Origin of the sequence: Halostagnicola larsenii XH-48, assembly GCF_000517625.1 — an archaeon.
In the GTDB taxonomy this organism is placed as follows: Archaea; Halobacteriota; Halobacteria; order Halobacteriales; family Natrialbaceae; genus Halostagnicola; species Halostagnicola larsenii.
In genome coordinates, this window is the sequence record NZ_CP007055.1 from 2,013,562 (window position 1) to 2,038,074 (window position 24,513).

At 59.8% G+C, this 24,513-nt stretch carries 27 protein-coding genes and 2 tRNA genes; 16 read left to right on the forward strand and 13 right to left on the reverse strand.

What is annotated here, in order from left to right; genetic code table 11:
- Positions 1-36: 36 nt before the first annotated feature.
- Positions 37-1,191 (forward strand): NAD(P)/FAD-dependent oxidoreductase, encoded by a 1,155-nt coding sequence (locus tag HALLA_RS10235; protein WP_049953261.1) that lies wholly within the window; start codon positions 37-39, stop codon positions 1,189-1,191.
- 74 nt (positions 1,192-1,265) lie between these two features.
- Here HALLA_RS10235 and HALLA_RS10240 read toward each other — a convergent pair whose 3' ends face one another.
- The 3 genes from HALLA_RS10240 to HALLA_RS10250 form a co-directional block, all read right to left on the reverse strand.
- A complete protein-coding gene (locus tag HALLA_RS10240) occupies positions 1,266-1,850 on the reverse strand; it encodes an acyltransferase (protein WP_049953262.1) in 585 nt (194 codons plus the stop codon).
- Positions 1,851-1,917: 67 nt separating this feature from the next.
- A complete protein-coding gene (locus HALLA_RS10245; protein WP_049953263.1) occupies positions 1,918-2,736 on the reverse strand; it encodes an Nmad3 family putative nucleotide modification protein in 819 nt (272 codons plus the stop codon).
- Between the two features lie 160 nt (positions 2,737-2,896).
- On the reverse strand, positions 2,897-3,370 hold the full coding sequence (locus HALLA_RS10250; RefSeq protein WP_049953264.1) for a hypothetical protein: 474 nt from the start codon (positions 3,368-3,370) through the stop codon (positions 2,897-2,899).
- A 226-nt stretch (positions 3,371-3,596) separates the two neighbouring features.
- Here HALLA_RS10250 and HALLA_RS10255 point away from each other — a divergent pair, with 226 nt between their 5' ends.
- Positions 3,597-4,016 carry an EamA family transporter gene (locus HALLA_RS10255; RefSeq protein ID WP_049953265.1) on the forward strand — a complete coding sequence of 140 codons (420 nt, stop codon included), beginning with the start codon at positions 3,597-3,599 and terminating at the stop codon, positions 4,014-4,016.
- Positions 4,016-4,435: an EamA family transporter gene (locus HALLA_RS10260; RefSeq protein WP_049953266.1), complete on the forward strand. Its 420-nt coding sequence runs from the start codon at positions 4,016-4,018 to the stop codon at positions 4,433-4,435. The genes HALLA_RS10255 and HALLA_RS10260 overlap by 1 nt, the downstream gene beginning before the upstream one ends.
- A 115-nt stretch (positions 4,436-4,550) precedes the next feature.
- Here HALLA_RS10260 and HALLA_RS10265 read toward each other — a convergent pair.
- The 5 genes from HALLA_RS10265 to HALLA_RS10285 form a co-directional block, all read right to left on the reverse strand.
- Positions 4,551-4,621, reverse strand: a tRNA-Pro gene (locus HALLA_RS10265).
- Between the two features lie 68 nt (positions 4,622-4,689).
- Positions 4,690-5,595 (reverse strand): RNA-guided pseudouridylation complex pseudouridine synthase subunit Cbf5, encoded by a 906-nt coding sequence (locus HALLA_RS10270; protein WP_049953267.1) that lies wholly within the window; start codon positions 5,593-5,595, stop codon positions 4,690-4,692.
- Positions 5,595-6,170: a (d)CMP kinase gene (cmk, locus tag HALLA_RS10275; RefSeq protein WP_049953268.1), complete on the reverse strand. Its 576-nt coding sequence runs from the start codon at positions 6,168-6,170 to the stop codon at positions 5,595-5,597. Before cmk ends, HALLA_RS10270 begins: the two co-directional genes overlap by 1 nt.
- Positions 6,171-6,343: 173 nt before the next feature.
- Positions 6,344-7,294: a DUF106 domain-containing protein gene (locus tag HALLA_RS10280; protein ID WP_049953269.1), complete on the reverse strand. Its 951-nt coding sequence runs from the start codon at positions 7,292-7,294 to the stop codon at positions 6,344-6,346.
- A gap of 154 nt (positions 7,295-7,448) precedes the next feature.
- The gene (locus tag HALLA_RS10285) at positions 7,449-8,084 is read right to left on the reverse strand and encodes an adenylate kinase (RefSeq protein WP_049953270.1); all 636 of its coding nucleotides are present in this window, start codon (positions 8,082-8,084) and stop codon (positions 7,449-7,451) included.
- Positions 8,085-8,142: 58 nt separating this feature from the next.
- On the opposite strand from HALLA_RS10285, the gene HALLA_RS10290 reads away from it, so the two are divergent.
- The 4 genes from HALLA_RS10290 to HALLA_RS10305 all read left to right on the forward strand — a co-directional run bounded on the left by HALLA_RS10290 (position 8,143) and on the right by HALLA_RS10305 (position 12,924).
- Positions 8,143-8,550, forward strand: coding sequence for a hypothetical protein (locus tag HALLA_RS10290; protein ID WP_049953271.1), 408 nt, complete (start codon positions 8,143-8,145; stop codon positions 8,548-8,550).
- Positions 8,551-8,993: 443 nt separating this feature from the next.
- Entirely contained in the window at positions 8,994-10,004 is a 1,011-nt protein-coding gene (gene coxB, locus HALLA_RS10295) for a cytochrome c oxidase subunit II (protein WP_049953272.1), read from the forward strand.
- Positions 10,004-12,490 carry a cbb3-type cytochrome c oxidase subunit I gene (locus tag HALLA_RS10300; RefSeq protein WP_049954074.1) on the forward strand — a complete coding sequence of 829 codons (2,487 nt, stop codon included), beginning with the start codon at positions 10,004-10,006 and terminating at the stop codon, positions 12,488-12,490. Before coxB ends, HALLA_RS10300 begins: the two co-directional genes overlap by 1 nt.
- Positions 12,491-12,654: 164 nt before the next feature.
- Positions 12,655-12,924, forward strand: coding sequence for a cytochrome C oxidase subunit IV family protein (locus HALLA_RS10305; RefSeq protein WP_049953273.1), 270 nt, complete (start codon positions 12,655-12,657; stop codon positions 12,922-12,924).
- Positions 12,925-13,508: 584 nt separating this feature from the next.
- On the opposite strand, the gene HALLA_RS10310 is transcribed toward HALLA_RS10305, so the two are convergent.
- A tRNA-Val gene (locus HALLA_RS10310) sits at positions 13,509-13,583 on the reverse strand.
- A 357-nt stretch (positions 13,584-13,940) separates the two neighbouring features.
- Between HALLA_RS10310 and HALLA_RS21830 the strand changes: the two genes are divergently transcribed.
- A complete protein-coding gene (locus HALLA_RS21830) occupies positions 13,941-14,102 on the forward strand; it encodes a DUF7838 family putative zinc beta-ribbon protein (protein ID WP_449272278.1) in 162 nt (53 codons plus the stop codon).
- Between the two features lie 74 nt (positions 14,103-14,176).
- Here the strand turns inward: HALLA_RS21830 and HALLA_RS10315 are convergent, their stop codons facing one another.
- Positions 14,177-15,085, reverse strand: coding sequence for a serine/threonine-protein kinase RIO2 (locus HALLA_RS10315; RefSeq protein WP_049954075.1), 909 nt, complete (start codon positions 15,083-15,085; stop codon positions 14,177-14,179).
- 443 nt (positions 15,086-15,528) lie between these two features.
- On the opposite strand from HALLA_RS10315, the gene HALLA_RS10320 reads away from it, so the two are divergent.
- From HALLA_RS10320 to HALLA_RS10335, 4 genes are all read left to right on the forward strand, one after another.
- Entirely contained in the window at positions 15,529-16,461 is a 933-nt protein-coding gene (locus tag HALLA_RS10320) for an NAD(P)/FAD-dependent oxidoreductase (RefSeq protein ID WP_049953274.1), read from the forward strand.
- Between the two features lie 216 nt (positions 16,462-16,677).
- Positions 16,678-17,598, forward strand: a complete 921-nt coding sequence (locus HALLA_RS10325) for a DUF7551 domain-containing protein (protein WP_049953275.1) — start codon at positions 16,678-16,680, stop codon at positions 17,596-17,598.
- A gap of 43 nt (positions 17,599-17,641) precedes the next feature.
- A complete protein-coding gene (locus tag HALLA_RS10330) occupies positions 17,642-18,466 on the forward strand; it encodes a lipoate--protein ligase family protein (protein ID WP_049953276.1) in 825 nt (274 codons plus the stop codon).
- Between the two features lie 79 nt (positions 18,467-18,545).
- On the forward strand, positions 18,546-19,415 hold the full coding sequence (locus HALLA_RS10335) for a deoxyribonuclease IV (protein ID WP_049953277.1): 870 nt from the start codon (positions 18,546-18,548) through the stop codon (positions 19,413-19,415).
- A 22-nt stretch (positions 19,416-19,437) separates the two neighbouring features.
- Here HALLA_RS10335 and HALLA_RS10340 read toward each other — a convergent pair whose 3' ends face one another.
- On the reverse strand, positions 19,438-19,686 hold the full coding sequence (locus HALLA_RS10340) for an amphi-Trp domain-containing protein (RefSeq protein WP_049953278.1): 249 nt from the start codon (positions 19,684-19,686) through the stop codon (positions 19,438-19,440).
- 140 nt (positions 19,687-19,826) lie between these two features.
- Between HALLA_RS10340 and HALLA_RS10345 the strand changes: the two genes are divergently transcribed.
- Positions 19,827-20,642 carry a class I SAM-dependent methyltransferase gene (locus tag HALLA_RS10345; RefSeq protein WP_049953279.1) on the forward strand — a complete coding sequence of 272 codons (816 nt, stop codon included), beginning with the start codon at positions 19,827-19,829 and terminating at the stop codon, positions 20,640-20,642.
- 16 nt (positions 20,643-20,658) lie between these two features.
- Here the strand turns inward: HALLA_RS10345 and HALLA_RS10350 are convergent, their stop codons facing one another.
- Complete coding sequence (locus HALLA_RS10350) at positions 20,659-21,312, reverse strand: DUF7095 family protein (protein WP_049953280.1); 654 nt, start codon at positions 21,310-21,312, stop codon at positions 20,659-20,661.
- 151 nt (positions 21,313-21,463) lie between these two features.
- Here HALLA_RS10350 and HALLA_RS10355 point away from each other — a divergent pair, with 151 nt between their 5' ends.
- On the forward strand, positions 21,464-21,742 hold the full coding sequence (locus HALLA_RS10355; RefSeq protein WP_049953281.1) for a hypothetical protein: 279 nt from the start codon (positions 21,464-21,466) through the stop codon (positions 21,740-21,742).
- Positions 21,743-21,840: 98 nt separating this feature from the next.
- A complete protein-coding gene (locus HALLA_RS10360; RefSeq protein WP_049953282.1) occupies positions 21,841-22,560 on the forward strand; it encodes an alpha/beta fold hydrolase in 720 nt (239 codons plus the stop codon).
- Between the two features lie 53 nt (positions 22,561-22,613).
- On the opposite strand, the gene HALLA_RS10365 is transcribed toward HALLA_RS10360, so the two are convergent.
- A complete protein-coding gene (locus tag HALLA_RS10365) occupies positions 22,614-23,348 on the reverse strand; it encodes a hypothetical protein (protein ID WP_394298870.1) in 735 nt (244 codons plus the stop codon).
- A 152-nt stretch (positions 23,349-23,500) separates the two neighbouring features.
- Between HALLA_RS10365 and ncsA the strand changes: the two genes are divergently transcribed.
- Positions 23,501-24,466, forward strand: coding sequence for a tRNA 2-thiolation protein NcsA (gene ncsA / locus HALLA_RS10370; RefSeq protein WP_049953283.1), 966 nt, complete (start codon positions 23,501-23,503; stop codon positions 24,464-24,466).
- The last annotated feature ends 47 nt before the right edge of the window (positions 24,467-24,513 follow it).

Sequence of the window (24,513 nt, forward strand, 5' to 3'; positions counted from 1 at the left end):
AACACCTTTGTATCGGTGTACACACCACTGTTGGGTATGACAGACAATGTTGTCGTGCTCGGTGCCGGATACGCCGGTGCCGGCGCGGTCAAGAAACTTCAATCGGAGCTCGAGGACGACGCGTCGCTCACGTGGATCGCAGACGTCAACTACCACCTCGTTCTCCACGAATCCCACCGCGTGATTCGCGACCCGAGCGTTCGATCCGACATTACGATCCCCGTCGGCGAAATCGCCGACCGCTCGACGCAGTTCATCCAGGACGAAGTCACCGAAATCGACACCGACGAACGACTCGTCTCCCTTGAGGACGGAGACGAAGTCGAGTACGACTATCTGATGGTCGGTCTCGGAAGCCAGACCGCCTACTACGGCATTCCGGGTCTCGAGGACCACTCGCTCACGCTCAAGAGCCTCGACGACGCACTCGAGATCCACGAATCGATCAAGGAAGCAAGCGAGGAAGCGACTCGCGGCGAACCGGCACAGATCGTCATCGGCGGCGCGGGACTGTCGGGAATTCAGACGGCGGGCGAAATCGCCGAGTTCCGCGACATCCACCGCGCGCCGATCGACATTCACCTGGTCGAAGCGCTCGAGGAGATCTTCCCCGGAAACGACCCGGAGATCCAGCAGGCCCTGCGCGACCTCCTCGAAGAGGCCGGCGTCGAAATCCACACCGACGACCCGATTACCGAAGCCGAAGAGGGCGTCATCCACTTCGACGAGGGCGAACCGCTCGAGTTCGACACCTTCGTCTGGACCGGCGGCATCACGGGCCGGGACGCACTCGACGACACCGACCTCGAGAACGAACACAACCGCGTCACCACCGAGGCGAACTTCCAGACCTCCGACGAGCGCGTCTTCGCGATCGGCGACTCGGCCATCATCGACCAGGGCGACCAGCCCGCCCCACCGACGGCCCAGGCCGCCTGGCAAGCAGCTGAAGTCGTCGGCGAAAACATCCCTCGAGCGATCGAGAACCGGCCGCTGAAGACCTGGGAGTACGACGACAAAGGGACCGTGATCTCGGTCGGCGACAAAGCGGTCGCCCACGATGTCAAGATGCTGCCGTTCGATACGTTCGGCGGCTTCCCCGCGAAGAACCTCAAGAAACTCATCGCCGCCCGCTGGATGGCCGACATCACGTCCTGGAACCGGGCTCGAACGTCCTGGTCGTCACTGTAAGCGACTGATTTAGCCGATTTTCCATCGATCGAGGGATCGATTTATGCCGGTGCTTTTTGGTCTCGAATCGCCCGTTACTCAGAGCGAGAGTCGTCGCCGGTGCCATCGGACGACTCCTCTCTGGACCCGTCGCTCGAGTCGCTCCCCATCGGTCGTGCGGGGACGCCGGCGACCGTCGTTCCGGGGGCCACGTCTCGAGTAACGAGCGAGTTCGCCGCCACGCGCGCGTCGGCACCGATTTCGACGCCGGGTAACACGATCGCACCCGCGCCGATCATCGCTCGCCCTCCCACCACGACCTCGCCGGTCCGGTACTCATCTTGGAGGAACTCGTGACAGAGGATCGTCGCATCGTAACCGACGATGGCATCGTCCTCGACGGTGATCAGTTCGGGCCAGAAGACGTCGGGCGTCGCCTCGAGTCCCCACGAGACGCCCTCACCGACGGTTACGCCTATTCGGCGCATCAACCAGCGCTTGAGCCGAAGGCTCGGCGAGATGCGGACGAGCCAGATCACGAGGTAATTGATCGCTACCTGCAGCGGGTTCCGAGCGGTCGTCCAGTGAGCGAGCGAGTTCGAGGCCCCCGTCGTGGGATGGACGCGGACGCGGTCGTGTCGCCGATTCGTCCTCTCGCTTCGGTCCGTTTCGTCGGTCACTGTTTCGTCCGTTCGTGGTCACTCATCATGAAACCGACTGGTTTTCCAGCTATCGAGTCGAGGAAGTTCAGTCGAACTCCGTGAGGAGCCGATCCGCGCTCGAGCGCTCGCCCGGGATTCCAACGAGGTCCCGAAAGGCCTCGCCCGATACCGAACAGCGGTAGGCCGGCTTGTACATCATGTTCTCCCCGCCGGCGGTGACCGAGAGCGCGTCGGCGATCTCCTCGCGGAGGTAATACTGTGCCCGCTCGTTGCCGGGTTTGACGTAGTACTCGCTGAGGCGAATCGGATACCGATCGAACAACCCGCCGGGTTCGCGTCCGTCGATCAGCACGATCGTCTTGTCCTCGAGATAGGCGTTCCCATCGCGTGCGCGTTTCGCGTGAGCGTTATCGGAATGAGCCTCGAGCAAGGCTCGTCGCTGGTCGAGAGGCGAGTCGGGCTCGAGTACGTCGACCGTTCCAACCGTGAAGTAACCGAGAAGGTACCGGTGTGCACGGTCGCCGTCCGGTCGCCGGAGCCCCGCGTAAAATCCGACGATATCGCCGGGTTCCAGAGAACGAAGTCGAGAGACGTAGCCGCCGCGATGTTCCCCGTAGGTCAACGCCTCGAAGTTGGGATCGCGATGAAACGGCCACTCGTCGAGGGCGGCTCCGGAAATCCGCGTCTCACCATCGGTGATCGGACGGGGAGAGATGGTGGTTGCGAGATCGGCCGCGACTCCCTCGCGTGTTCGAAGCGGCCACGACCCGAGCGTTTCTGACTCGCTCGTGTGTCGAGTTTTTTCAGGGATCGGGACGTAATCGAAGCGTCCGTCCTCAGCGAGCCCCCCGAGCGCGCCGAGGTTTGTGGTATCAGCACCGATGCCGGCGAGGACGACAGTCATTGTACGAGGTGGGTCGGACGAGCGGATAAATCCGGTGATGGCAGCCCGAATCCAACGGAATTACTGGGGGGATAGTTCCTGATGTCGTCTGCAGAGGATATCGCTGCCACTCTACAAACGATCTTTGGCGGGTCTCGAGAACAGCACGTATCGACGCGACCTAGGTGTACTGCTTGACGGCGAGTTCGATCGCCTCGAGCGTGTTATCGACTCGATTGTCCGCGACCCGGATCAAACCACTCGGGTTATAGCCGTCTGAGTAATCGAAGACCGTGTTGACTGCCGCTTTCGGCACCGACGTCGCTGTGAAGTCTTCGACCGTATAGATCAGCGTGGCGGGCTCGTCGTCCCAGAACGTCGTGCTCGCCCATTCGTCAGTATCCGTGAACGTGGTCCCGACGCGGCCGGTTCCAACGTACTCGTCCTCGTGGTAAAACAGCAGGAGATCTCCTTCGTCCATTTTCTCGAAATACGTTTCCGTGCTCGATCCCGCTTCTACGCCCCAGAATCGGGCCGACTCCGACCCGGACAGCTCGTCGGGGCGATCAGGATAGTCGCTCAGATCGACTTCCGAAAGAACCGTCCGCTCAAATGTTTCAGAGTCATACGGCACGAGAAATACGTTCGAGCTCATTACCGTATAAACGAACGGAATTACTGATAAAACGTTGGTTTTACGCTCACGAACCGGCCATAAGTATCGACAATATGACTAATTCCCCTGTCGTGTCGGGCTCGAAAACACGCGACCCGATCGAGACCGAACGAGAGATCAACGTCGTTCCGTCGAAAACCCCATAACAACTAACAGTTGATCGGATGGCAGCAACAGATATACACGACACGAAACCACAGACCATATGGAATATCTGCTGTGGGTCGTGATCGCAGTTCTGGCGTACTCGGTCGTCGCCCCGCTCACGAGTATCGCAACGCAAGACGTGCCGGCCGCAGTAGGACTCTTTCTCGCGACGGTCGTGTTTCTCGTGATTACAACGGTGGTGTTGTTCCTGACGGGCACCGTCGATCCGTCCTACGCGGTTTCAGAGGACGCCGCGTACATTTACGTCGGCGGAGTGTTCCTCACGATCGGCATTCTCGCGTACACATCGGCGCTCGAGGCCGGCCCGGTCAGCGTCGTCGTACCGATTTACGGCATGTTCATCGTCGGGAGCTCCGTGCTTGGAATCTTCTTTCTCGACGAGACGCTCTCGGTGACCCGCGGTGCAGGAATCGCCTGTGCAATCGTCGCGATCTACCTTAGTGCGGGTGAACAGTAGTGGTCCGTCGCTATCTCTCCCTGTCGCTCGTTGCGTTCATCGCGTACAGTCTGGTTGCGCCGGTGATGAAAATCGCGATGGAGTCGGTTCCGAGCACGGTGGCCGTCTTCCTCTCGAACTTCGTCCTGCTCGTGCTGGTTGGCGGCGTATTGGTTTACAGAGGTATGTCGGTTCGGCCGTACCTATCCCACCCGAAAACGCCCTACATCGCTGGCTGGGGGATCACGCTGGCAGTCGGTCTCCTAGCGTACTACCGCGCGCTCGAACTCGGTCCAGTCAGCGTCGTCGTTCCCATCTACGGGCTCTTCATCGCCCTGAGCTCCGTCATCGGCATCGTCTTCCTCGAGGAATCGCTCACGGCTCGAAAGGTAGCGGGTATCGGGTTCGCGGTGCTTGCTATCGTGCTTATGTCCCTGTGACCACCGTACGATACGGCGACTAACTACGCCGACAGAAAGATCCCCCTCTAAATACCGCTGATGGCGCTCTTAGGTGCTCGAGACACCCGCAGATGAAAAGATAGAGAATACGTAGTGGGACCGCTGAGAGTCGAACTCAGGTCCTACGGACCCCATCCGCAGAGGATACCACTACCCCACGGTCCCGCATATTGATCGATGAGAGTGTGGCGTTTAAGCGTGTCGTTTCGCGAGGACCGGAACGCCCTCGAGAATCACACGAGCACGCGCTCGAGTTCGACGACGGTCCCCGACTCGCTCGAGGCGTCACCGACGAGCGTTCCGAGACAGACTGCCGCCCCGTTTTGGGTGTAACAAGTCACGAGCGAACCTCGATCAGCGTCGGGGACCTCGAGCACGCCGGGGGCGTATACCGGCGCGCCTTCGGCGACCTCCCGGGCCGCACTATCGGCGATGACGACCGAGGGAATGTGCTCGAGGATCCGCTCGCCGGGGCTGACGAGTTCGAAGAGGGGCTCCGGGTCGTCGTCCTCGAGCCAGAAGGCGAGGGCGTCGACGAAATCCTCGGCGGTACAAAGCGTGCTGTCGTCGAACGGTTCCGTCGCCGTTCGACGGAGGTGACCCATGTGGCCGCCGGTTCCGAGCGCGAGCCCGATATCGTGACAGAGTTTCCGGACGTAGGTGCCACTCTCGCAGCGAATCCGCAACAGAACCTGTCGATCGGCGGCTTCGAGCACCTCGAGATCGTACAGTTCGCGAACGCGCAGACGACGCGAGACGGCGCTTTTCCGAGGGGGTTTCTGGTAGATCGGGCCCTCAAACTCCCCGATAACGGACTCGGCGTCCGCAGGAACCGTTGCGTGGGTTTCGAGGACGGCCACGTACTCCTTTTCGCCCTCGAGAAAAGCCTGTGCGAGACGAGTTGCATCCCCGAGCATGACCGGTAGACACCCAGTAACCTTGGGGTCGAGCGTACCGGCGTGGGCCGCGCGATCGATCGTCGTTCCGGCGTCGGCGCGCTCAAGCGAATCATCGACGGCGTCACGAATCCAGCCGCTGACCTGATGGGAGGACGGGCCGGGCGGTTTGTCGAGATTGACAACGCCGAAGGTGAGCAACTCGGCGGGCGAACGGTCGTCCGGTGGGCCACGGAGAGCCATCAAAACTCGGCGTCCAGTTCGATCGGGGCCTTCCCCTCGTCCCCGTGTTGGTCGTATTCATCGACTGCGGTCACGAGCATGTCGAGTACGGCGTCTGGCTCCCACCTGGCGGTGTTGACCGAGAGATCGTAGATCGTCAGATCGCGGATATCGATCCCGTAGTACTCCCGATACCGCTGGGCTTCACTCGCTTCTCGAGCCTGCGTTTCCTCCGTCGCCCGGACCGGGTCTTTCTCCTCTCGCTCAGCGATCCGTTCGCCGCGGACGCTCGCGGGTGCATCGAGCCAGAACCGAAAGTCCGCGTAATCGCCCGCGAGCCACCCGGCGAGTCGTGACTCGAGAACGAGGTCGTCTTCCTCGATCGCGATCTCGCGGAGCCGACGGTCCAGATCGCGGTCGATATCGTCGTTTTCCTCGGCGAGTTTGTTGAATTCGAGAGGGGTATAGCCGCGTTCCTCGGCGAGTTCCCGGAAGATATCACCGCCGCTGACGTGCGAGAGGTCGAAGGTCTCAGCAAGCAACTCGGCTGTCGTGCTCTTTCCGCTTCCCGGCGGTCCGGAGACGGTGAGTAACATATCTCACCTCCACGCTACCGGGTAAAATGGGTTTTGAATCGCATGCGGTCGACTGGGCGGATCAACGCTAAGAGAAACACTCGAGGTAAAACAACTGATCGAAGATGAGACGGAATCACCGACATGAGGCGGTTGATCGACGGGAAAACGGATGACTGCCTTTCTGAGCCGGTTCAGGTGTTCGTGGGGGTCATATCGATGTTGAGCGCTTTCCGCAACAGCTGGGAAAAGCCCATCGAACAGAGGAAGTACCAGAGAATCCAGGCCATCACCGGCCCGAGTACGCCCTGTTGCCATCGAATCTCACCGACAAGCGGCATGATGACGTACCGCTCGGCTCCCTGGAGCGTCGACACCTTCCAGTACATCCAGAGGAACAGCGGGATCGTAAAGAGCATAATCCAGACCATCGGCCGGAACTGCTCTTTGAACATGCCCAGGTTGTCCGCCATGGCTTCCATCTGCTCTTCGCGAGCCTGTTGCATCTCGTTTTCGAGCGCCTCGAGTTCCGCCTCGCTCGCGCCGCGCTCTTCGGCTTCTTTCTTGCGCTCGCGAACGTCCTTCTGTTTTTCCTGCATCGCGTTCATGCGCTCTTGATACTTACCGATACGTTCGGTGTTCATCAAGTTCGCCTGAAGCAGCGTCGAGTAGAGCCCTGTGAGCATGGAAACTGCGATAATCACGGCGTAAAATGGAAGGGCTGCATCGAGCGGGCCAAAGACCATATCGACCGTCCTCCCAACCGTGTCTCCGACCGAATTGAGCCAGTAGCCGAACATCAACAAGATGGCACCGACGCCGGCCATCTTATCCCACTGGGACCACTTGGCTTCGTCCTCGTCGATATCGACGTCGGGAACGTCGGTGGCGCTACCGCCACCATCGCCGTCTAACGCCTCGTCGTAGGCGTCTCGGTTCGCGATTTCGAATCCCTCATCGCCATCGACCAGAATCCCTTTCTCGATCAGTCGGCCCCACTGCCCGCTCGTGAGGTCGTCGCGGACGTCCGACCATTCGATCTCCCCCCCGTTTCGATCCGCCGTCTCGCGGATCGCCTCGAGGGCCTCGGTCATCGAGCCGTCCTCGCGGACGAGAGAATTGATTTTATCGGCTGTACGCGTCATCTAGTCGCCCTTTGGGTGGTCCGATATACAAGTGTTTTTCTTCGACAGCGCGCGCTCGACATCACGCGATTGTTCAACACGCACAATCCGACAAAACGAAGCTATCGATCGGCTCCACCGGTCGCTTGGTGGAGATAGACCGGTCGCGTGCGCTTCAGGTCGTCGTCTCGATCGTTTCCCTGACGTCTTCCCAGACCTGTTCGGGAGCCTGCTCGCCGTCGACGCGCTCGAGGGCCCCCGCGTCCTCGTAATGGTCGATTACGGGTTCGGTGTTCTCTCGATACACCCGAAGGCGTTCTTTGACGGTTTCTTCGGTGTCGTCGTCCCGCTGGACGAGTCGTTCTTCGACTTCGTCGTCTTCGGGCGGGTTATACTCGACGTGATATATATCGCCAGTCTCGGGGTCCAGCCGACGACCGGTGAGCCGGTGGACGAGCTCGTCTTCGCTCACGTCCAGCATGAGCACGAGATCGAGCTTGGTCATCGACTCGAGTTCTTCGGCCTGCTCGAGGTTTCGCGGATAGCCGTCGAGAACGAATCCGTCGGCCTGCGAGAGCGCTTCGTCGACGATTTCGTTGACGACCTCGTCGGGGACGAGTTCGCCGGCGTCCATGTACTCGCCCGGCGTGTCGTACTCGAGACCGAGGTGGGAGATGTCAATCCCTTTGTTTGCACGCAAGGCGTCACCGGTCGTGATGTGCTCGATATCGAAGTGGTCGGTGATCTTCGCACTCTGTGTTCCTTTCCCGGCCCCGGGCGCCCCCAGGATCAGAATTCGTGGCTGTGCCATACGAGCCAGTACCGCACCGTCGCATAAAGGCTTAAAGAAACGAGAGCGTGACACAGGTATGACCAGATTCGACGCCGCCGACCCCGAAACGCGGCGGGCCCTGTACGCCGACGCGATCGCCGCTCACCGGGAACGTGAGAGTCAATTTCTGACGATCGAAGTCGACGAAAGTTCTCTCGAGGGGAATCCGGCAGTTGCAGAGCACGGTATTCCGTGGCTCCAGTTTGCAGACGACACTATCAATCTCGACTGTACGAACGACGAACTCGAGCGGTTGAAATCACTCCTCTCGGACTTCCCCGCGTTCAGCATCGACGAACTGACGCGGCCCGAAAACGCAGACGGCATCAATGTGCGCCTACGCGCGACTACCGACCCGGAGCGGATCGCACAATTTCTCGACGCGGCAATTCAAACCGTCTACGTGCTTCCCGAGGCGACGAAAGTGTGGGCCGTCGAGGTATAGCGAGGTCGTTTCCATGGCCGAAACGACCGATCTAGTTCGAAGGCGAGAACGTCAGATAGTGGTAAGCTCCGCGCGCGGCTCGGCCGAACGCACGAAAGAGTATGCGCGGCAGGTGTGGCGGGAGCGGTAAAATAGTGTGTTGTGCTGATAGCCCGAACATATTCGTATAAATGGCCGACTCGAGCGGTAATACGCTCTTTCTATTCGAGAACCCGGGATTGAGAGCGACAGAAAAAAGACCCATGGGTCGAACAAGGACGTACGGACTAGAGAGCACACAACGGCTCGTAACACGGCTGTATCGAGCGGACAGTCGTGACTAGCGACAGGCCAACGTTTCCAAATAGATAAGTGCTCCCAGCGAGCATCGTCCGACATATACCCGGTTTACAATAGAGGTGAACACAATCTACAGCGCACTTCCAACTCCGACTCCATTGCAGATGGGTACGGGTGCAGAAGACATGACACGTTCAGACGTGTTCGGGGATATCTTCCTCGTCTTCCTCGCGCTCGGTACGCTCGTCGGGATTCTCGTCATTTCGTATACACTGTACAACTCGTACAAGTACCGTGATACGGAGGACCGATCCGACGACGAAAATCTGCCGGCACTCGGAGAACTTCCGACAGGCGGAGGCAGCGGCAAGAAACTATTCGTCTCGTTCATTCTGAGTGCGATCGTCGTTATCGCACTCATCGTCTGGACCTACGGTATGCTCCTCTACGTCGAGGACGGACCGGACGAAGAGCCCGCAGTCGAGGTCGACGTACAGGGGGCAACGTTTAGCTGGTCCTACGAGTACGATAACGGGCTCGAACCCACCGAACTGGTCGTTCCGGCCGGTGAACATGTCGAGTTAAACGTCACATCAATAGACGTCTGGCACACCTTTGGGATAAGTCAGGAGCGGGTGAAGGCTGATGCAATCCCCGGTGAACACGATGAAACATGGTTCATCGCCGACGAAACAGGCACACACGAAGGTGCAATCGAATGCTACGAACTGTGCGGTTCAGGCCACTCAAATATGGAGGGTGACCTCGTCGTCTACGAACAGGACCGGTACGAAGAGTGGGTTGACGAGCAGTTCACACTCAATATTACGGTCGAAGACGGAAACGAAGAACCGGTAACCGACGGCGTCGACGAGATCACGCTCGAGCACACGGAGGAGGACGGTCACGACTACTCCTACGACGGCTCCGAGTTCGAAAACGGCTCGATCACGATCAACGAGATTGATCAGGGCGGCACCTACGATCTCGTGATCACGCCGGAAGACGGCTCTCAGTTCGAACCGGTCGAAGAGGAACTCGACTTCACCGGACCGACTGAGGAGACGTACACGCTCGAATCACCCGACGACGAAAGCTCGGGTGATGACGAATCAGGAAATACCAATGATGGAGACGATGAGAGCGGTAGTGGAGACCAGGGGGGTGAGAATTGATGAGTGATCTTCCGCCAAAAACGTCAATCAAACGGTGGCTGGTCACGACAAATCACAAGGATGTCGGCGTGCTGTATATCATCACAGCACTGTTTTTCCTCGTCCTTGGTGGATTGTTCGCACTGTTGTTCCGTGTCCATCTTTGGGAGAGTGGTGGCACCGGAATCCTCTCTAACAGCGGCTACAACCAGGCTGTTACAGCCCACGGGCTGGTGATGGTCTTCTGGTTCCTCTCGCCGATTGCGAGTGGGATTGCGAACTACTTCGTTCCGTTACAGATCGGAGCAAAAGATCTCGCGTTTCCGCGATTGAACGCGTTGAGCTATTGGTTCTACCTGTTTTCGGGACTGCTGATTGCACTCTCGTTCTTCCAGGGCGGAACGTTTGCGGGCGGGTGGACGATGTACGCTCCATTGAACGTTCCGACGTACACGCCAGCCGTTCAAGCGACGACAGGCGGAACCGCGACGATCTTCGCGTTGATCCTGTTCGTTCTCTCGATTACGATCGGGACGGTGAACTTCCTCGTGACGATCCACCGGTCCCGTGCAGAAGGACTCGGTCTGTGGAACATTCCACTGTTTACCTGGTCGTGGCTTCTGACGGTCTGGATGATGCTGTTCGCGTTCGCAGCCTTGCTCGCAGCACTCCTACTCCTCGGGATAGACCGGGTGATGATGACCCAGTACTTCGCGACCGATCAAGGATCGGGGCTCCTCTGGGGCCACCTGTTCTGGTTCTTCGGCCATCCGGAGGTGTACATCGTCTTCTTCCCCGCATTGGGGATCATGTTCGAGACGTTCCAGACCTTCTGTGGTCGACGGCTCGTCGGGCGTAAGTGGGTCATTATTGCGATGGTCCTCGTGGCAGTCCAGTCGTTCCTCGTCTGGATGCACCACATGTTCCTGACGACGATCAACCTAGAAATCAAGACGCTGATCATGGCGACTACCATCGGGATTTCGTTACCGTTCGACCTGATGGTGTTCTCGCTGATCTACACCATGGTCAAGGGACGCGTCCGGTTTACGACGCCGTTCCTGTTCAGCCTCGGCGCGCTCGTCCTGTTCATCCTCGGCGGTATTACCGGAGTCTTCCTCGGTGCCGTCGTGCTCGACTACGAGTTCCGTGGCACCTACTGGGTCGTCGCTCACTTCCACTACGTGATGGTCTCGGGCGTCACCGCACTGATCGCGGGACTGTACTACTGGTGGCCAAAGATAACCGGGAAGATGTACTCCGAACGACTCGGCAAACTCAACTTTGCCGTTTACTTCTTCGGGTTCAACCTGCTTTACTTCCCGATGTTCCTCGCCTGGGAGACCCCACGCCGGGTCTTCAACTACGGGGAAGGAATGGAAATCTACCACCAGATGGCGACGGTCGGCGCGTTCATCCTCGCGTCGTCTATCGCGATCATGTTCATCACGTTCGCCCACAGCTATCTCTTCGGGCCGAAAGCACCCGACAACCCGTGGAAGTACTCGCGGACGGCCGAATGGGCGATTCCATCGCCACCGCCACTCGACAACTGGAGCGGCCGCCCATCCTACGCGAGCGGACAGCTCGAGTTCGTCGATGACTCCGCAAAAGCAACTGACGGCGGCGTTACAGCCGAGACGGCTGTCGCCCAGCAGGAAGCAGAACACGCCGATCACGCCAGTATCTGGCCATTCGGGATCGGTCTCGGAACGTTCGTCACCTTCCTCGGCATCAGCGGCTTGACGCCGTTCGTGTACAGGTTCATGGAGTCGGAGGTCGACGCCGGAAACACCGAAATCGCCGGCGGCTTGCCAACCGGCCCCGCCGCCGAACCGAATATCATGTTCCCGGCACTGACCGTCGTCGGACTCGGAATCCTCGCGATCACGCTGTTTAAATTCGGCGTCGAGGAGTTCAACGCACCTGAGATGGCCATCGCCGAACGCTGGCCGTTCGGCGGCGTCGACAACGCCAAGATGGGCGTCTGGGTGTTCCTCGCATCCGACGTCGTCGTCTTCGGCGCCGCAATCGGCGCGTACGTGTTCATGCGGATCCACATGGGCTGGACGAACTGGGAAACGGTTCCGTTCGCCACCTGGCCGGGACTGTTGAACACCTATATCCTGATCACCTCGAGTTTCACCGTCATCCTCGCGCTCGTGATGGCCGAACGCCAGAACAAGAAGGGGCTGCTTGCAACCCTCGGCGCGACGATACTGCTCGGGTTCGCGTTCATGGGTGTGAAAGCCTACGAGTACACCCAGAAGTTTAGCCACGGAGAGTACTGGTTCTCCGGGCTCGAGTACTCGCTGTACTACGTAACCACAGGCTTGCACGCACTCCACGTGATCCTCGGCCTGCTCGTCGCAGGCTTCATGATCTACCGAGTGCTCTCCATCGACGCCTACCTCGAGGATCACAGACCGGTAGAGTACTTCGGTCTCTACTGGCACTTCGTCGATATCGTGTGGGTTCTCCTGTTCCCACTGTTCTACCTGCTGTAAGCGGCTCGTTTTCTGTTTTTTCGCAATAGCTCTCTCTTCGAACGCTGCGAGTCGATCTTGATGTGTTAAATCACTGGCTTAGCCATCACTATCGCTATTCAAACCTCGTTCTGTGAAACGATATGAGGAAGGTATAAGTGCCTCTCTCCCCCAATAATCAGTCAATGGCGTCGATTCGGACCTACTCGCTCATTTACGTAGCACTGCTCCTACTGGGTACTGCACAGTTCGCCCTCTTCGAAATCGACCTGATCGAATTCGGCTACTGGACAGCACTGGCTGGCGTGCTGGTTTTCTCAGTCGCAAAAATATTGCTGGTCGCGGGGTACTTCCAGCATCTCATCGAAGAACCGCGTGCGATCACGTATATGATGGGAACCGCGGTGTTCATGGTGTTTCTACTCACCGTGGCTGCCGGATTCTCGATCCAGTAATTCGTTCGTCGGCGCGATTTTACGTCTATTCCTGCGTTCGAACCTTGTGTCCGTATGAGCGATACACGTTGTCTATCGCCTGTTCCTCTCCAATACGATCTACCGGCGACATCCGTACCGGCCCAGAGAGTGACGTGACCTTTCTCGAGGATCTTGAGTAGGCCCACCATGACGAGACATCGGTATGCGAGCAGATCCGAGATGAGTGATACGACCCGCGGCACAACGAGCAAAGGCGTCCCAGCAGAGCCCTACTGGCTGCCACTCGATAACTCGAGTAGGAGAGAGACAATACCCAGACCAACTTCAGCAACGATATCGCTACCATCGAGTACGATGTCGAATTCGGCCAGTAAAGCGGATTGGAACCCGCCTCTATAGAGGAGAGATATTCGACCGTGAGTCGGGGATCAAAACGCCAGAAACAATTCCTGACGAACGCATTCCTCACTGTGTTCGTCATCTTGTGTCGTCAGAGAGGGCTGGGGCAGATTTGGACCACGGTCGTTTCGCTTCACTCCCTGATTCAAATCTACCTACCGTAACGATCCTGTCGCTCGTAAATTTGCTCGCGACAGAAGTAGTGGGTTGGGGCAGATTTGAACTGCCGACTTCCTCCGTGTGAAGGAGGTATCATAACCGGACTAGATCACCAACCCGCAGCCGATTGTATCCGTGCGTTCGACTTAAGACTTCCTTTCAAGTGTCGACAGTGCTCCCCGAGCAGCTCGTGCCGAACGATGAGCACCTGTCACGGACCTGTATACCGTCTCAGCAGTACATCCGGATACCAGGGAAGCCGATAGCGAGTCCCTCGAGGCGCGGACAGCGACACGTTTTCAACCCAGTCATCGCGGTCATGGGACCAAACAGATCGCCACTGGGGGAGCACTACTCGAGAATTCCACCGAGGATGCCAATTTTGTATAGCACTATAGAATATATTACTTCAATAGAGTCGTACGCACGTGTCCAAAATCAGTACGTTAAACTCGGTCCGGTCCCTACCGACTCGCATGGCTCAGGAACTCGAACACGAATGTCCCGAATGCGGGGTCAAAACTTTTTATCGCGCAGCCAGCACGTCTTTGCACCTCGGCGAGAAAATCAAGTGGCACTGCCCGGATTGTGACTACGGCTTCGTCCAAATCGGTGAGATCGACTCAAGCGCGGCATAAAGCAGCCTGAAACGGGCACTTCCCGTGGTAACTCAGCCGGAATCTCTACCTCTTGATAAGGGAGATTACAAGCGTTAGACAAAATCCGCAATCGATTCGAACGAGCCGTCGACGATCGCGTCTGCAACGCGATCGCTCTCGAGGTCGTCCGGAACGTGATTCGGGTACTTTCGTCGGAAGTACCCCACAAGATTCTGCAGATCTCGTTGGAGGAACGTCGTCGCGTTTTCGTGGTCCGTCGGCACCGCCTGGGGCCAGTCGAATATTTTCACACCCGATTCACTGACGAAGACGTTATACTCGCTCATATCGGCGTGGACGTATCCGATTTCGTACGCGCGAGCGAGCTCTGCCAACAGGAGATCGAGGACGCCTTGAACCTGCTCGTCCTCGAGTTTCGTCTGTGAGAGTTCGACGCCGTCCATCTTTTCCATCACGATGGCGTGGCGGTTCTGTCCGATCGGCTGGGGAACCGACACGTCGGGATAGAGCGACTCGAGGATATCGTGTTCCCGTTCGGCGGCCTTTCGCGCGGTGTACATCCAGGAAACGTGCTCGTTGTCGGCGGTATAATCACGTTCTTTGTGGACTTCGCGAAAGTTCGTATATCCCTCGCGGTGGTACTTCAGCGCGAGCGGTTTGTACGATTTGACCTCGTAGACGTCGCTTTCCTTGCCGACGCCCAGCGGTGATCCGAACTCGGAAATCGTATCACTTTCGACGAGTGCGCGTAGGGCGAGCGTATCATAGCCCTCGAACTGGAGGGTATATCCCTCGTACTGGATCGTCTTCTTTTCGACCAATCCGCGTTTGAGACACCGCTCGAGGCGGTAATCTACCTCCTCAGGAGTTAATCCAGAGAAATTCGTCAGTTTCTCTCGCTGGACCCACTCGGAAAAGCGCATCCCCTGTTCGACCCCAGAGAGGAGATAGAAGTCCTCCGTTTCGAGTTCCGGCAAGAGCCCGGCGATATTCCGCACCATAGACGGTGTATCCGTCGGGTACGTAAAAACGTCGTGACGTTGGGTGGTGAGTTGGCCGTTGTGAATACCCATCAATAAACCACATAGCACGATACCAAATTGGGCTGAACTGTATCATCATCCGCTATCTGAGACGGCCACTATCCGATGTTTGATGCGATTTACGTGGTGGACAGATATGGACGGGATGAATTGTTCGGACGGCAATTGGGGTTAAGACGATAGCGACGGGCGTTACGCGAACTGGCTCTCAGCGTTCATCCGAAACAGTTCCGTGAGATGGGTCACGAGAATCGAAACGACTTTGTTATTTTAGGCTGGCCTAAATATATGGGACGAACCAATACAGCGGGTTGGGCGCTGACTCGTCGTAACGACGATGCTCTCAAGGGCCTATTCTATCGCAAGCAGATAAACGATATCGTCAACGACAACAGATCGTAATGACCACTACAGACCTAGATACAGGAATGGATTTCGATTACGACGTCGTCATCGTCGGTGGCGGCCCAGCGGGCTGTTCGGCGGGCATCTTCGCCGCCCGATACGGGCTCGAAACGGTCATCTTCGACCGAGGGCGCTCCTCGATTCAGCGGTGTGCACACCTCGAGAACTATCTGGGGTTTCCGACAGGGATAGACATCGAAACGCTGTATGCGCTGATGCACGACCACGCCGAGGTAGCCGGTTGCGAACACGTGTCCGACCTCGTCGAATCGGTTACACCAACCGGCGACGGGGACGGGTTCACCGTCGAACTCGAGGAGGGCGAACACGTCACCACACGTCGACTCATCGCGGCGACACGCTACGGCGGAGCGTATCTGCGCGGGCTGGACGACGAGAACGCGATGTTCGAATCGTACGAATACGACGGGGAGGAACGCGAGCGGTTCAACAAGGAGTACGCCGAAACCGACGGGACGACCCCGGTCGACCGGCTGTACGTCGCATCGCCGTCCACAGAAAGCGATTCGCAGGCGATCGTCGCTGCCGGTCGCGGGGCACGGACAGGTATCACCGTCGTCGAGGACGTCCGTCGAGAGCAGGGATATCCCGATCCGGTAGCGAACTACTACGACTGGGTTCGCCGAGAGGAGGAACTCGAGGATGAGTGGCGCGACCGGGATCGATGGGAACAATATTTCGACGATCGCATGCCCGATGACCACGACCTCGAGGAAGCCGACCGCCTCGAGATTCGCGAGCGAGAAATCGACCGTCGACTCGAGCAGTATATCGATCGTTCGGATCGAAAACGGCGGCGTATCCGCGGGCAGGAACGACTGCTCGAGTACGTCGACGACGAGCGAATCCTCGAGGCGGCACGGGAAATCACCGTGAAACGAGAATCCGATAGCTCGACTGATAGATGATCTGGGTTCCCCGTCCGACAAACTTCGTCGATGGCGGTCCAATCGTATGACTCGTTGGGCCATCGTCTGTACCACCGGCTCTTGGCTGCCCATCACGCACGGGGTTGTCGGCTCGGGATGTGAGCCCACCACCTCGTCCGCCGGTCAACACGTCAAACAATCAAAGCAGTTATAGTGTTTTAGGCTAGCCTAAATCATGAAGCGGCATCAAGATCAATGATCGGAACGACACTCGGAGACATTCGCCAGCACCTCGAGGCACTCGCGGCGGAGACGGGCCGGTACTACCTGGTTTGTGGACGAAGCGGCGAACATCCCTCTCCCGCGATCGGACTGCGCTTTGAAAACAGACCGACGGCTCGAGCGGCCGCGCGAGCGACCGAACAGTATCGCGCAGCGCTTCGCCGATACGATCCGCAGCTCCCGCGCTACGACGTAATCGTCTGCGAAGACCCATCCCCGCCGAACGAACCCGGGACAGCGAGTACAGATTCCCCTCGAGAGTCGGCCGACGGTCGCGAGACACTGCTCCCCTCGGCGACCGATCGATCGGCGTCTGACGAATCGCTCGTCGATTTCTGCCACGCCATCGCGGGAGCGATGTTCGAAACCGTCGCCGAATCGCCCCATCAATCGGTCGAACGGGCGATCATGGACACATATCTCGAGATCGCAGAGACGATCGAAACGCCGGACGAACTCTGTCTTCGACTCCTCGAGAGCATGGCGATCGAACTCGAACGGCGACTCGATTCGCAGGCGCAGGCCTCGATTCTCATGGCAGCAGCCGAGCGGCTGTCCTCGCCGTCCGCGGACGGCGAACCGCTGGAGTTGGCGCTGTCTCGTCTACAGTCGGTTGCACTCTTCGATGAGTACACGCTCGAACGGAACGCTCTCGAACAGCAGGTTCGGACGCGCTCGTGGACTGTGACGCTGTCGGCGTACCCGCTCGGGCGGGCCGAAACGGGCGTCGTTACGCTCCCGCTGGCGATCGAACTGTTCCGTTACTGTTCCGAGCCAGGGGTCTCGATTTCACAGGCCGAACCGGTCGACGGTGCGTCCTCGACGTGGGAGTTCGTTCTGACGACATCGGCTGATGAACGCCCGTCCGGGCTGGTCAGCGTTCCGCCGAAGTAGTCCATCCACAACCACTAACTCGATTCCACACGTCTCGAGAGATATGACCGCGACGAACCTCGAGAACCGGAACTGGCGACTGATCAGGGACGACGCTCGCGACGGAGCGACCCAGATGGCCCTCGAGGAAGTCGCTGCACGGACGGCGCTCGAGGAGGATCTTCGAACGGTTCGGGTCTACTCCTGGGAACCCAGCACCCTCTCGCTTGGCTACCGACAGGATGCCGAGACGGTCGACTGGGACTGGTGTCGGAAAAACGGCGTCGGCGTCACGCGCCGACAAACCGGCGGCGGCGGCATCTACCACGACGCTGTCGCCGACATCTCCTATACGATCGTCGCGCCCGCGGGGGAGGTGCCCGGCGATCTTATGGACTGTTATGCACTGTTTTGCGAGCCGATTCTCGAGGCGTTTTCCCGGATGGGCGTCGATGCCGCCTTCGCCGACGCCAAACAGGAGTCGATCTACCAGCCGTCCTGTTACCTGCGGGATATCCACCCAGCTCACGACATCGTCGTCGACGGGGCGAAGATCAGCGGCAACGCTCAGTACCGACAGCGCGACGTCGTCATCCAGCACGGGTCGGTGAGCTACGACATGGAGCCCGCGCGCCACGTCGGCGTCTTCGACGCCGACCTCGAGGAAACGACGTTTACAGACCGCGTGACGAGTATCCGCGAACAGACGAACCTCGACCGCACGGGAGCGGTCGACGCGCTCGCCGACACGCTCGGTACGTGGTGTGGCGCCGAGGACGGCTCGTGGCGAGCCGACGAACTCGAGGCCGCCGAGGCGCTCGCTGAACGGAAGTTCGGCAGCGACGCGTGGGTTCGCGACCGGGAGGTACTCGAGGCGGGCGAACACTGACGATCCGCTGAGCGTTGGTCGATGAAGAGTACGACCTCGCTTCGGTATACCTATCACGAACCAGTACTGACGAGGGTCTATGAAGGTCGGCGCACACGTTTCGATTTCCGGATCGCGCGTTTCCTCGGACGAAGAGACTCCACCGTACGACGACATCCGAAACGCGGTTCACCGCCAGATCGCCTTCGGCGGTAACTGCGGGCAGGTGTTTACGACCTCGCCGCAGGTCTGGGCGCAGCCAGAGATCGGCGAGGAAGCCGCCGAAGGGTTCCGAGCGGAGACCGACGAGAAACTCGAGGGGCCGTGGGTGATCCACTCGGCGTACCTCGTCAACCTCTGTACGCCCAAGGAAGACTTGCGTCGAAAGTCCAAAGAGAGCATGCAGGCCGAACTCGACGCGGCCGAACGCCTCGGAATTCCCTACGTAAACGTTCACCTGGGGGCTCACACCGGGGCCGGCGTCGAAGGCGGACTCGACAACGCCGCGAGCGTCATCGACGACCTCGAGGTTCCCGAGGACGTGACGATTCTCATCGAATCCGACGCGGGAAGCGGCACGAAACTCGGCGGCGAGTTCGCCCACCTCGCGGGGATCATCGACCGCACCGAGACCGAGATCGGCATCTGCATCGACACCGCCCACACGCTGGTCGCGGGCAACGACCTCACCACGCCCGAGGCCGTCGACGAGACGGTCGGCCGCTTCGACGACGAGGTGGGCCTCGAGTACCTCGAGTACATCCACTTGAACGACTCGAAACACGACGTGGGAACCCACAAGGACGAACACGCGCTCATCGGCGAGGGGTACATCGGCGAGGACGGCATGCGAGCCATCGTGAACCACCCGGATCTACGGGACCTGCCGTTCGCGCTCGAGACGCCGACCGAAGACGGTCGCGGCTTCGCGTGGAACATCGAAAAGGTCAAAGAACTCCGCGAAGCGTAACGAATGGCTCGAACCGCCGGTTTCAGCTATCGTCGGAAACTTCCCAGGACAACTCGACGGTAATCTCTTCGCGAGCGCCGCCGAGCATCGGCGAGCGTTCCTGGGCCTCGATGGAGTACTCGATCCGAGACGACGGCGACAACGTGACCATCTTGTTTCCGATTCGAACCTCCGCGGTGTCGCCCTCTCGCAGTTCTCGAGCCAGTTCCTGTACCAGATCCGATACCTCTTCTCGTGGGAGTTCGTCCGAATAGGTGGTCGTATCGCCCATAGGGAACGACCACCGATCTATCGGAAATAGGTTGGCCGCGAATCCGCAGGCCCAGTCCCGCTGGCCCCCGCCGAGACCGCGACAGCGTCGATGCCGGTGAAACCGACCCGCTTTTACTCGAGACGCCGCAGTGTCCATTCGTGCGCGAGTTTGCAGCCGAATACCTTCGTCGGACCCGCGACGGAATGTGGGAGGACTCTCGAGTGGCGCTGGCTCCGCTGGCGCTCGACTCTCGCGACCGGATTCTGGATGTCGGCTGTGGAACCGGCGAGCTGAGCGCCGTCCTCGCCGCCGAATCGTCCGGGGAGGTGATCGGCTGTGACGTCGACACGGCTCTTCTCTCCCGCGCGCAGAACCGAACTGGCGTCTCGACAGTCGCCGGAAACGCGCTCGAACTCCCGTTTGCGGACGACTCGTTCGATCTCGTCGTCTGTCAGGCGCTATTGATCAACCTTCCGGATCCGGCGGCGGCGCTCGCGGAGTTCGCCCGCGTCTCGAGCGATCTGGTCGCGGCAATCGAGCCCGACAACGCCGCCGTCGACATCGACTCGAGCGTCGACCGCGAGGAACGACTCGAGCGGCGGGCGCGGCGAGCCTACCTCGACGGCGTTCGCACCGACGTGACGCTGGGCGAGAGTGCACGCGACGTCTTCGAATCGGCCGGACTCGAGGTATACGAGACGCGCCGGTACGATCACGTCCGGCGCGTCGAACCACCTTACAGCGAGGGAGCGGTGATCGACGCCCGGCGCAAAGCGACCGGATCCGGGCTGGCGGACGACCGCGAGACGATGCTCGCCGGGGCGTTGACCGAGTCGGAGTACGACGAACTGCGTGGCTCCTGGCGAGAGATGGGACGAGACGTGATCGAGCAGATGGCGTCTCGAGAGTACCGCCGGGAAGAAGCCGTTCCGTTTTTCGTCACCGCAGGTTCGGTTTCGGAGGGCGAGCAGTGAGACCGTAGAAAGTCAGTTAGACGACATCGCCGCGAATCGTCACCCCGTCCTGGGTCGAGCGCCACTCGTGGACGACCTGGGCGGCGTCGTCCGCCTCCGTCTCGTCCATCCCGAGCATCTCGAGGGCCGCAGAAAGCGTCGGCAGCGCGAGGTCGCCCTCGCGGAGTTTCCGAAACGCCTCGTCGCTCGTCGTGCCGTCGACCCAGAGACAGACGCCTCGAGGGTCGAGCAACTGCGTGTAGTCCTCCCGGAGTTTCGCGCCGCGTAATCGCTGTGTGACGTTGTCCTCGAAGGACGTATTACAGACCTCGAGGTGAACCGGTTCGTCCTCGGGAAGCAACTGTGCGGCCAGACACTTCTCGGGGGCGGCGTGGCCGTTTCGGTTCGCCCGAAGGTGTTCGGGATACCGCTCGGCCCACTCGGCGCGGACCGACTTGCCGACGCCGTCGATGTCGTAGTCGTCTCCCGTCGTAGACCCACTCTCCGAATTGTCGCGGACGAGAACATCCTTCGTCAGGTAGATATCCAGCCGGTCGACGGGGTCGAGCCCCAGCGCGATATCCCCGAACGCCCACACCTCGCGGACGGGCACCGGCGTGAGGTCGTTCTCGACGGTTTCGACGACCGCCTCGAGGCGATCGACGGCCCCGTCGCGAGAAAATCCACTCATTGTGCGTCGTAGCGTCTCGAGCCCCAAATCCGTTTCCTCACGTGTTCGAAACGGAGGCCTCGAGACGGCCCGATTCGCCTCGCGGAAATCGGGCCACCAGACCGGTGTGCGGGTAGTAAGCCTTTATATCAAACAGTCTGAAGATCGATTGATGGACGAGTCAGACCCTCCAGACGACGGTGAACTCGAGTTCAGTCTCGAGGACCAACGACAGTACGAAATCCTCCGGACCGCCATCGAAGATGCGCTGATAAACGTGCTCGCGACGATCGTCATGCTCTCGTTGGCGTTCGGCCTGTTCGTGGTCGGTGCGCAAATCGCTATCGAGGGCGACGAGATGCTGCTTCTGATCGGTGGCGCGGTCGTCCTCGTCGCCTGTTACATCGCCGCGATGGCGCTCGATCTCCTTCCGGCATCGCTCACGCCATAGAAACGGTCGAAACGCCTTGAAACAGCAGATATCCCGTTCTTTTCGCAGTCTCGTGTCAAGAGCGCAGATTTTTGGTCCCGGCCGATGAACGGGCGGGTATGAGACACCGCATCTTCAACGAGGGCAGCGACGACGACCTGGTCTTTATCATGGGCTGGGGAAATCGCTGGACTCACGAAAACGTGAGCTGGCTCATCGGCCGACTCGCAGATGCCGGGTTTCGGATCCACGCGTTCGAACTCCCGACGAACATCGACGACTTCAAAGCCGACTGGCTCGAGCCCATCGTCGAGTACGTCGTCGATCTCGAGGGCTACCAGTTGCTCGCCCACAGCGCCGGCGCACTCGTCGGACAGGCCCTCGACGGGGCGGAAAACCACGTCTACCTGAGCCCCTGGTGGGGCTACAGCGAAGATCACCCCGAGTTCGCCCTCGAGATCATCGAACAGATACCCACGAGCTTCCCGTTCGTCCCCTTCGGCGGAATGGGCAAGATGGATCTGGGAAGTCTCGCGACGGATCACCAGATCGCGACGACCCCCGAGTGGGTCTCACCGGCGTTCATCCGGGAGACGCGCCGAGCCCAACAGGAACTGCTTACGATCGACCACGACGCCGTCGTCTTCTGCTCGCTTCGCGATCCCGTCATCAGTCTTCGACCGATCGGCGAACGGGTCCCCGCAGAGCACGTCGTCCTCTACGGCGGCGGACACGAACTGTTCTCCTCTCAGTCCCGCGAACGCTACATCGATACCCTCATCGCGGCCCTGAAAGACGGTGCGGAATCGGTCGAAGACCGACCGACCGTTCCGGCCTGAGTACGACCGCTTCGAGTCCGGTACCGATCGTTTTCGCTGTGTTCTGTCGGTATCTAATTGCCGAGCGCGTCGGTCAGCGCTCGAAGCTGTGTCGGACCGTTCTCGAGCAGTGCGCGCGGAAAGCCGCGTCGCGCGTTCGTCAACGCGGCGTGAAGCGCCGCTGCCGGCTCGTCGAAGAGTCCGGTTCCGTGACCGACGAGCACTCGATCCGGATCCAGTCCCGTAAACGCCTCGAACGGCGGCAGTAGCCGGCACAGAAGGTAAACACCGAGACGCTCCGACCCCGACGTATACAACGGCGCCGTTCCGAGCACGTCGGGAACGTACAACGTATCGTCCGACGCGCGATACGGGGCCGCCTCGCACCAGCCCGGCATCGAATCGACCCGTTTAACGGTGAATCCCGACGCACCCAGTTCGTCGTCGTAATACTCGAGGGGAGCCTCGAGACGGTCCGGGACACGCCCAATCCACGACGGAACGTACACGGGAACGTCGTACCGACGCGCAAACGCGTCCGAATCACGAGCGTGATATCGCGAACAGACGGCGATCCCCGCGACGTCGCCCAGTGCGCCGATTTCCTCGTCGATCCCGGGTGCATCGAGGGGATCGAACAACCAGACGTCTCCGTCGTCACCGACGGTGGCGTGGCTCGCGCGCAGTCCCGTCTCCTCGGGATGAGCCAACCAGCCAAAGCCGTTCTCGAACGTATCGATCAGCCGATAGCCGCTCGAGGGCGACCGATCGTACATGACCATCGTCCCGACGTCGAACCGTCGGACCATAGGCGTTCCGTCGGTATCGCTCGAGAACGCGACACGCGGAGCGTGCGGTCAGTGCACGACGCGAGACTATGCGAGCGATAGTACGGCGCGGGACTGTGCGGGCGATAGCGGAGACGAAACCGACATACACTCGCATCGACTAGGCGCTCGTAATGGAGTGTAACCGGTGTGAGGAGCCGTCCGTCATGCACGCCGCGTACTCGGGAGCGCACCTCTGTGAGTCTCACTTCCGCGAATCGGTGGAGAAACGCGTCCGTCGTCGCGTTCGGCGGGACGACCTCGTTTCGCCGGACGCGACACCCGACAATCCTCAGACGTGGGTGATCGGCCTCTCCGGCGGGAAAGACAGCGTCGTCCTCACGCAAATACTCCACGAGACCTTCGAGGAGGACCCGCGAATCGAGTTGGTCGGATTGACCATCCACGAAGGGATCGAAGGCTACCGCGACAAGTCGGTCGACGCCTGCGTCGACCTGGCCGACGACCTCGAGATCCGCCACGAAGTCGTCAGCTACGCCGAGGAGTTCGGCGTGGAGATGGACGATGTCGTCGAGGACGACCCTGAAAACATGGCCGCCTGCGCGTATTGTGGCGTCTTCCGACGGGACCTCCTCGAGGCCTACGCCGAGAAACTCGGCGCCGACCTCATGTTGACCGGCCACAATCTGGACGACGAAGCCCAGACGGCGCTGATGAACTTCCTCGAGGGCGACGTCGCCCAGATCGCGAAACACTTCGACGCCAGCCTCGGTCCGATCACCGATCGCGAGGACCAATCCGAGTTCGTCCCTCGAGCCAAGCCACTTCGAGACGTACCCGAGAAGGAAGTGGCCCTCTACGCACACCTACGGGACCTCCCCGCACACATCACCGAGTGTCCGCACTCGAGCGAGGCCTATCGCGGGGAGATACAGCGACTCCTGTACGATCTCGAGGAGAATCATCCGGGTACCCGACACTCGATCCTCTCAGGATACGAGGAACTCGCCGGGATCGTTGCGAACCGCTACAACGGTGATGACGAGGAGGGAGCCGACCTCCGCGAGTGCGTCGAATGCGGGTCGACGACGACTCGAGAGCGGTGCCGGAAGTGTTCGCTGTTAGAAGCGCTCGTTTGATTCTGCTGTGCGCTCGCGGATCGATAGCTGATCTGCTTCGAGAGACG

Bases quoted from the DNA above. Each gene is read 5' to 3' on its own strand.
- HALLA_RS10235 (WP_049953261.1), top strand. From the start codon at position 37: ATGACAGACAATGTTGTCGTGCTCGGTGCCGGATACGCCGGTGCCGGC.
- HALLA_RS10245 (WP_049953263.1), bottom strand. From the start codon at position 2,736: ATGACTGTCGTCCTCGCCGGCATCGGTGCTGATACCACAAACCTCGGC.
- HALLA_RS10250 (WP_049953264.1), bottom strand. From the start codon at position 3,370: ATGAGCTCGAACGTATTTCTCGTGCCGTATGACTCTGAAACATTTGAG.
- HALLA_RS10255 (WP_049953265.1), top strand. From the start codon at position 3,597: ATGGAATATCTGCTGTGGGTCGTGATCGCAGTTCTGGCGTACTCGGTC.
- HALLA_RS10270 (WP_049953267.1), bottom strand. From the start codon at position 5,595: ATGGCTCTCCGTGGCCCACCGGACGACCGTTCGCCCGCCGAGTTGCTC.
- cmk (WP_049953268.1), bottom strand. From the start codon at position 6,170: ATGTTACTCACCGTCTCCGGACCGCCGGGAAGCGGAAAGAGCACGACA.
- HALLA_RS10280 (WP_049953269.1), bottom strand. From the start codon at position 7,294: ATGACGCGTACAGCCGATAAAATCAATTCTCTCGTCCGCGAGGACGGC.
- HALLA_RS10285 (WP_049953270.1), bottom strand. From the start codon at position 8,084: ATGGCACAGCCACGAATTCTGATCCTGGGGGCGCCCGGGGCCGGGAAA.
- HALLA_RS10290 (WP_049953271.1), top strand. From the start codon at position 8,143: ATGACCAGATTCGACGCCGCCGACCCCGAAACGCGGCGGGCCCTGTAC.
- coxB (WP_049953272.1), top strand. From the start codon at position 8,994: ATGGGTACGGGTGCAGAAGACATGACACGTTCAGACGTGTTCGGGGAT.
- HALLA_RS10300 (WP_049954074.1), top strand. From the start codon at position 10,004: ATGAGTGATCTTCCGCCAAAAACGTCAATCAAACGGTGGCTGGTCACG.
- HALLA_RS10305 (WP_049953273.1), top strand. From the start codon at position 12,655: ATGGCGTCGATTCGGACCTACTCGCTCATTTACGTAGCACTGCTCCTA.
- HALLA_RS21830 (WP_449272278.1), top strand. From the start codon at position 13,941: ATGGCTCAGGAACTCGAACACGAATGTCCCGAATGCGGGGTCAAAACT.
- HALLA_RS10315 (WP_049954075.1), bottom strand. From the start codon at position 15,085: ATGGTGCGGAATATCGCCGGGCTCTTGCCGGAACTCGAAACGGAGGAC.
- HALLA_RS10320 (WP_049953274.1), top strand. From the start codon at position 15,529: ATGACCACTACAGACCTAGATACAGGAATGGATTTCGATTACGACGTC.
- HALLA_RS10325 (WP_049953275.1), top strand. From the start codon at position 16,678: ATGATCGGAACGACACTCGGAGACATTCGCCAGCACCTCGAGGCACTC.
- HALLA_RS10330 (WP_049953276.1), top strand. From the start codon at position 17,642: ATGACCGCGACGAACCTCGAGAACCGGAACTGGCGACTGATCAGGGAC.
- HALLA_RS10335 (WP_049953277.1), top strand. From the start codon at position 18,546: ATGAAGGTCGGCGCACACGTTTCGATTTCCGGATCGCGCGTTTCCTCG.
- HALLA_RS10340 (WP_049953278.1), bottom strand. From the start codon at position 19,686: ATGGGCGATACGACCACCTATTCGGACGAACTCCCACGAGAAGAGGTA.
- HALLA_RS10350 (WP_049953280.1), bottom strand. From the start codon at position 21,312: ATGAGTGGATTTTCTCGCGACGGGGCCGTCGATCGCCTCGAGGCGGTC.
- HALLA_RS10355 (WP_049953281.1), top strand. From the start codon at position 21,464: ATGGACGAGTCAGACCCTCCAGACGACGGTGAACTCGAGTTCAGTCTC.
- HALLA_RS10360 (WP_049953282.1), top strand. From the start codon at position 21,841: ATGAGACACCGCATCTTCAACGAGGGCAGCGACGACGACCTGGTCTTT.
- HALLA_RS10365 (WP_394298870.1), bottom strand. From the start codon at position 23,348: ATGGTCCGACGGTTCGACGTCGGGACGATGGTCATGTACGATCGGTCG.
- ncsA (WP_049953283.1), top strand. From the start codon at position 23,501: ATGGAGTGTAACCGGTGTGAGGAGCCGTCCGTCATGCACGCCGCGTAC.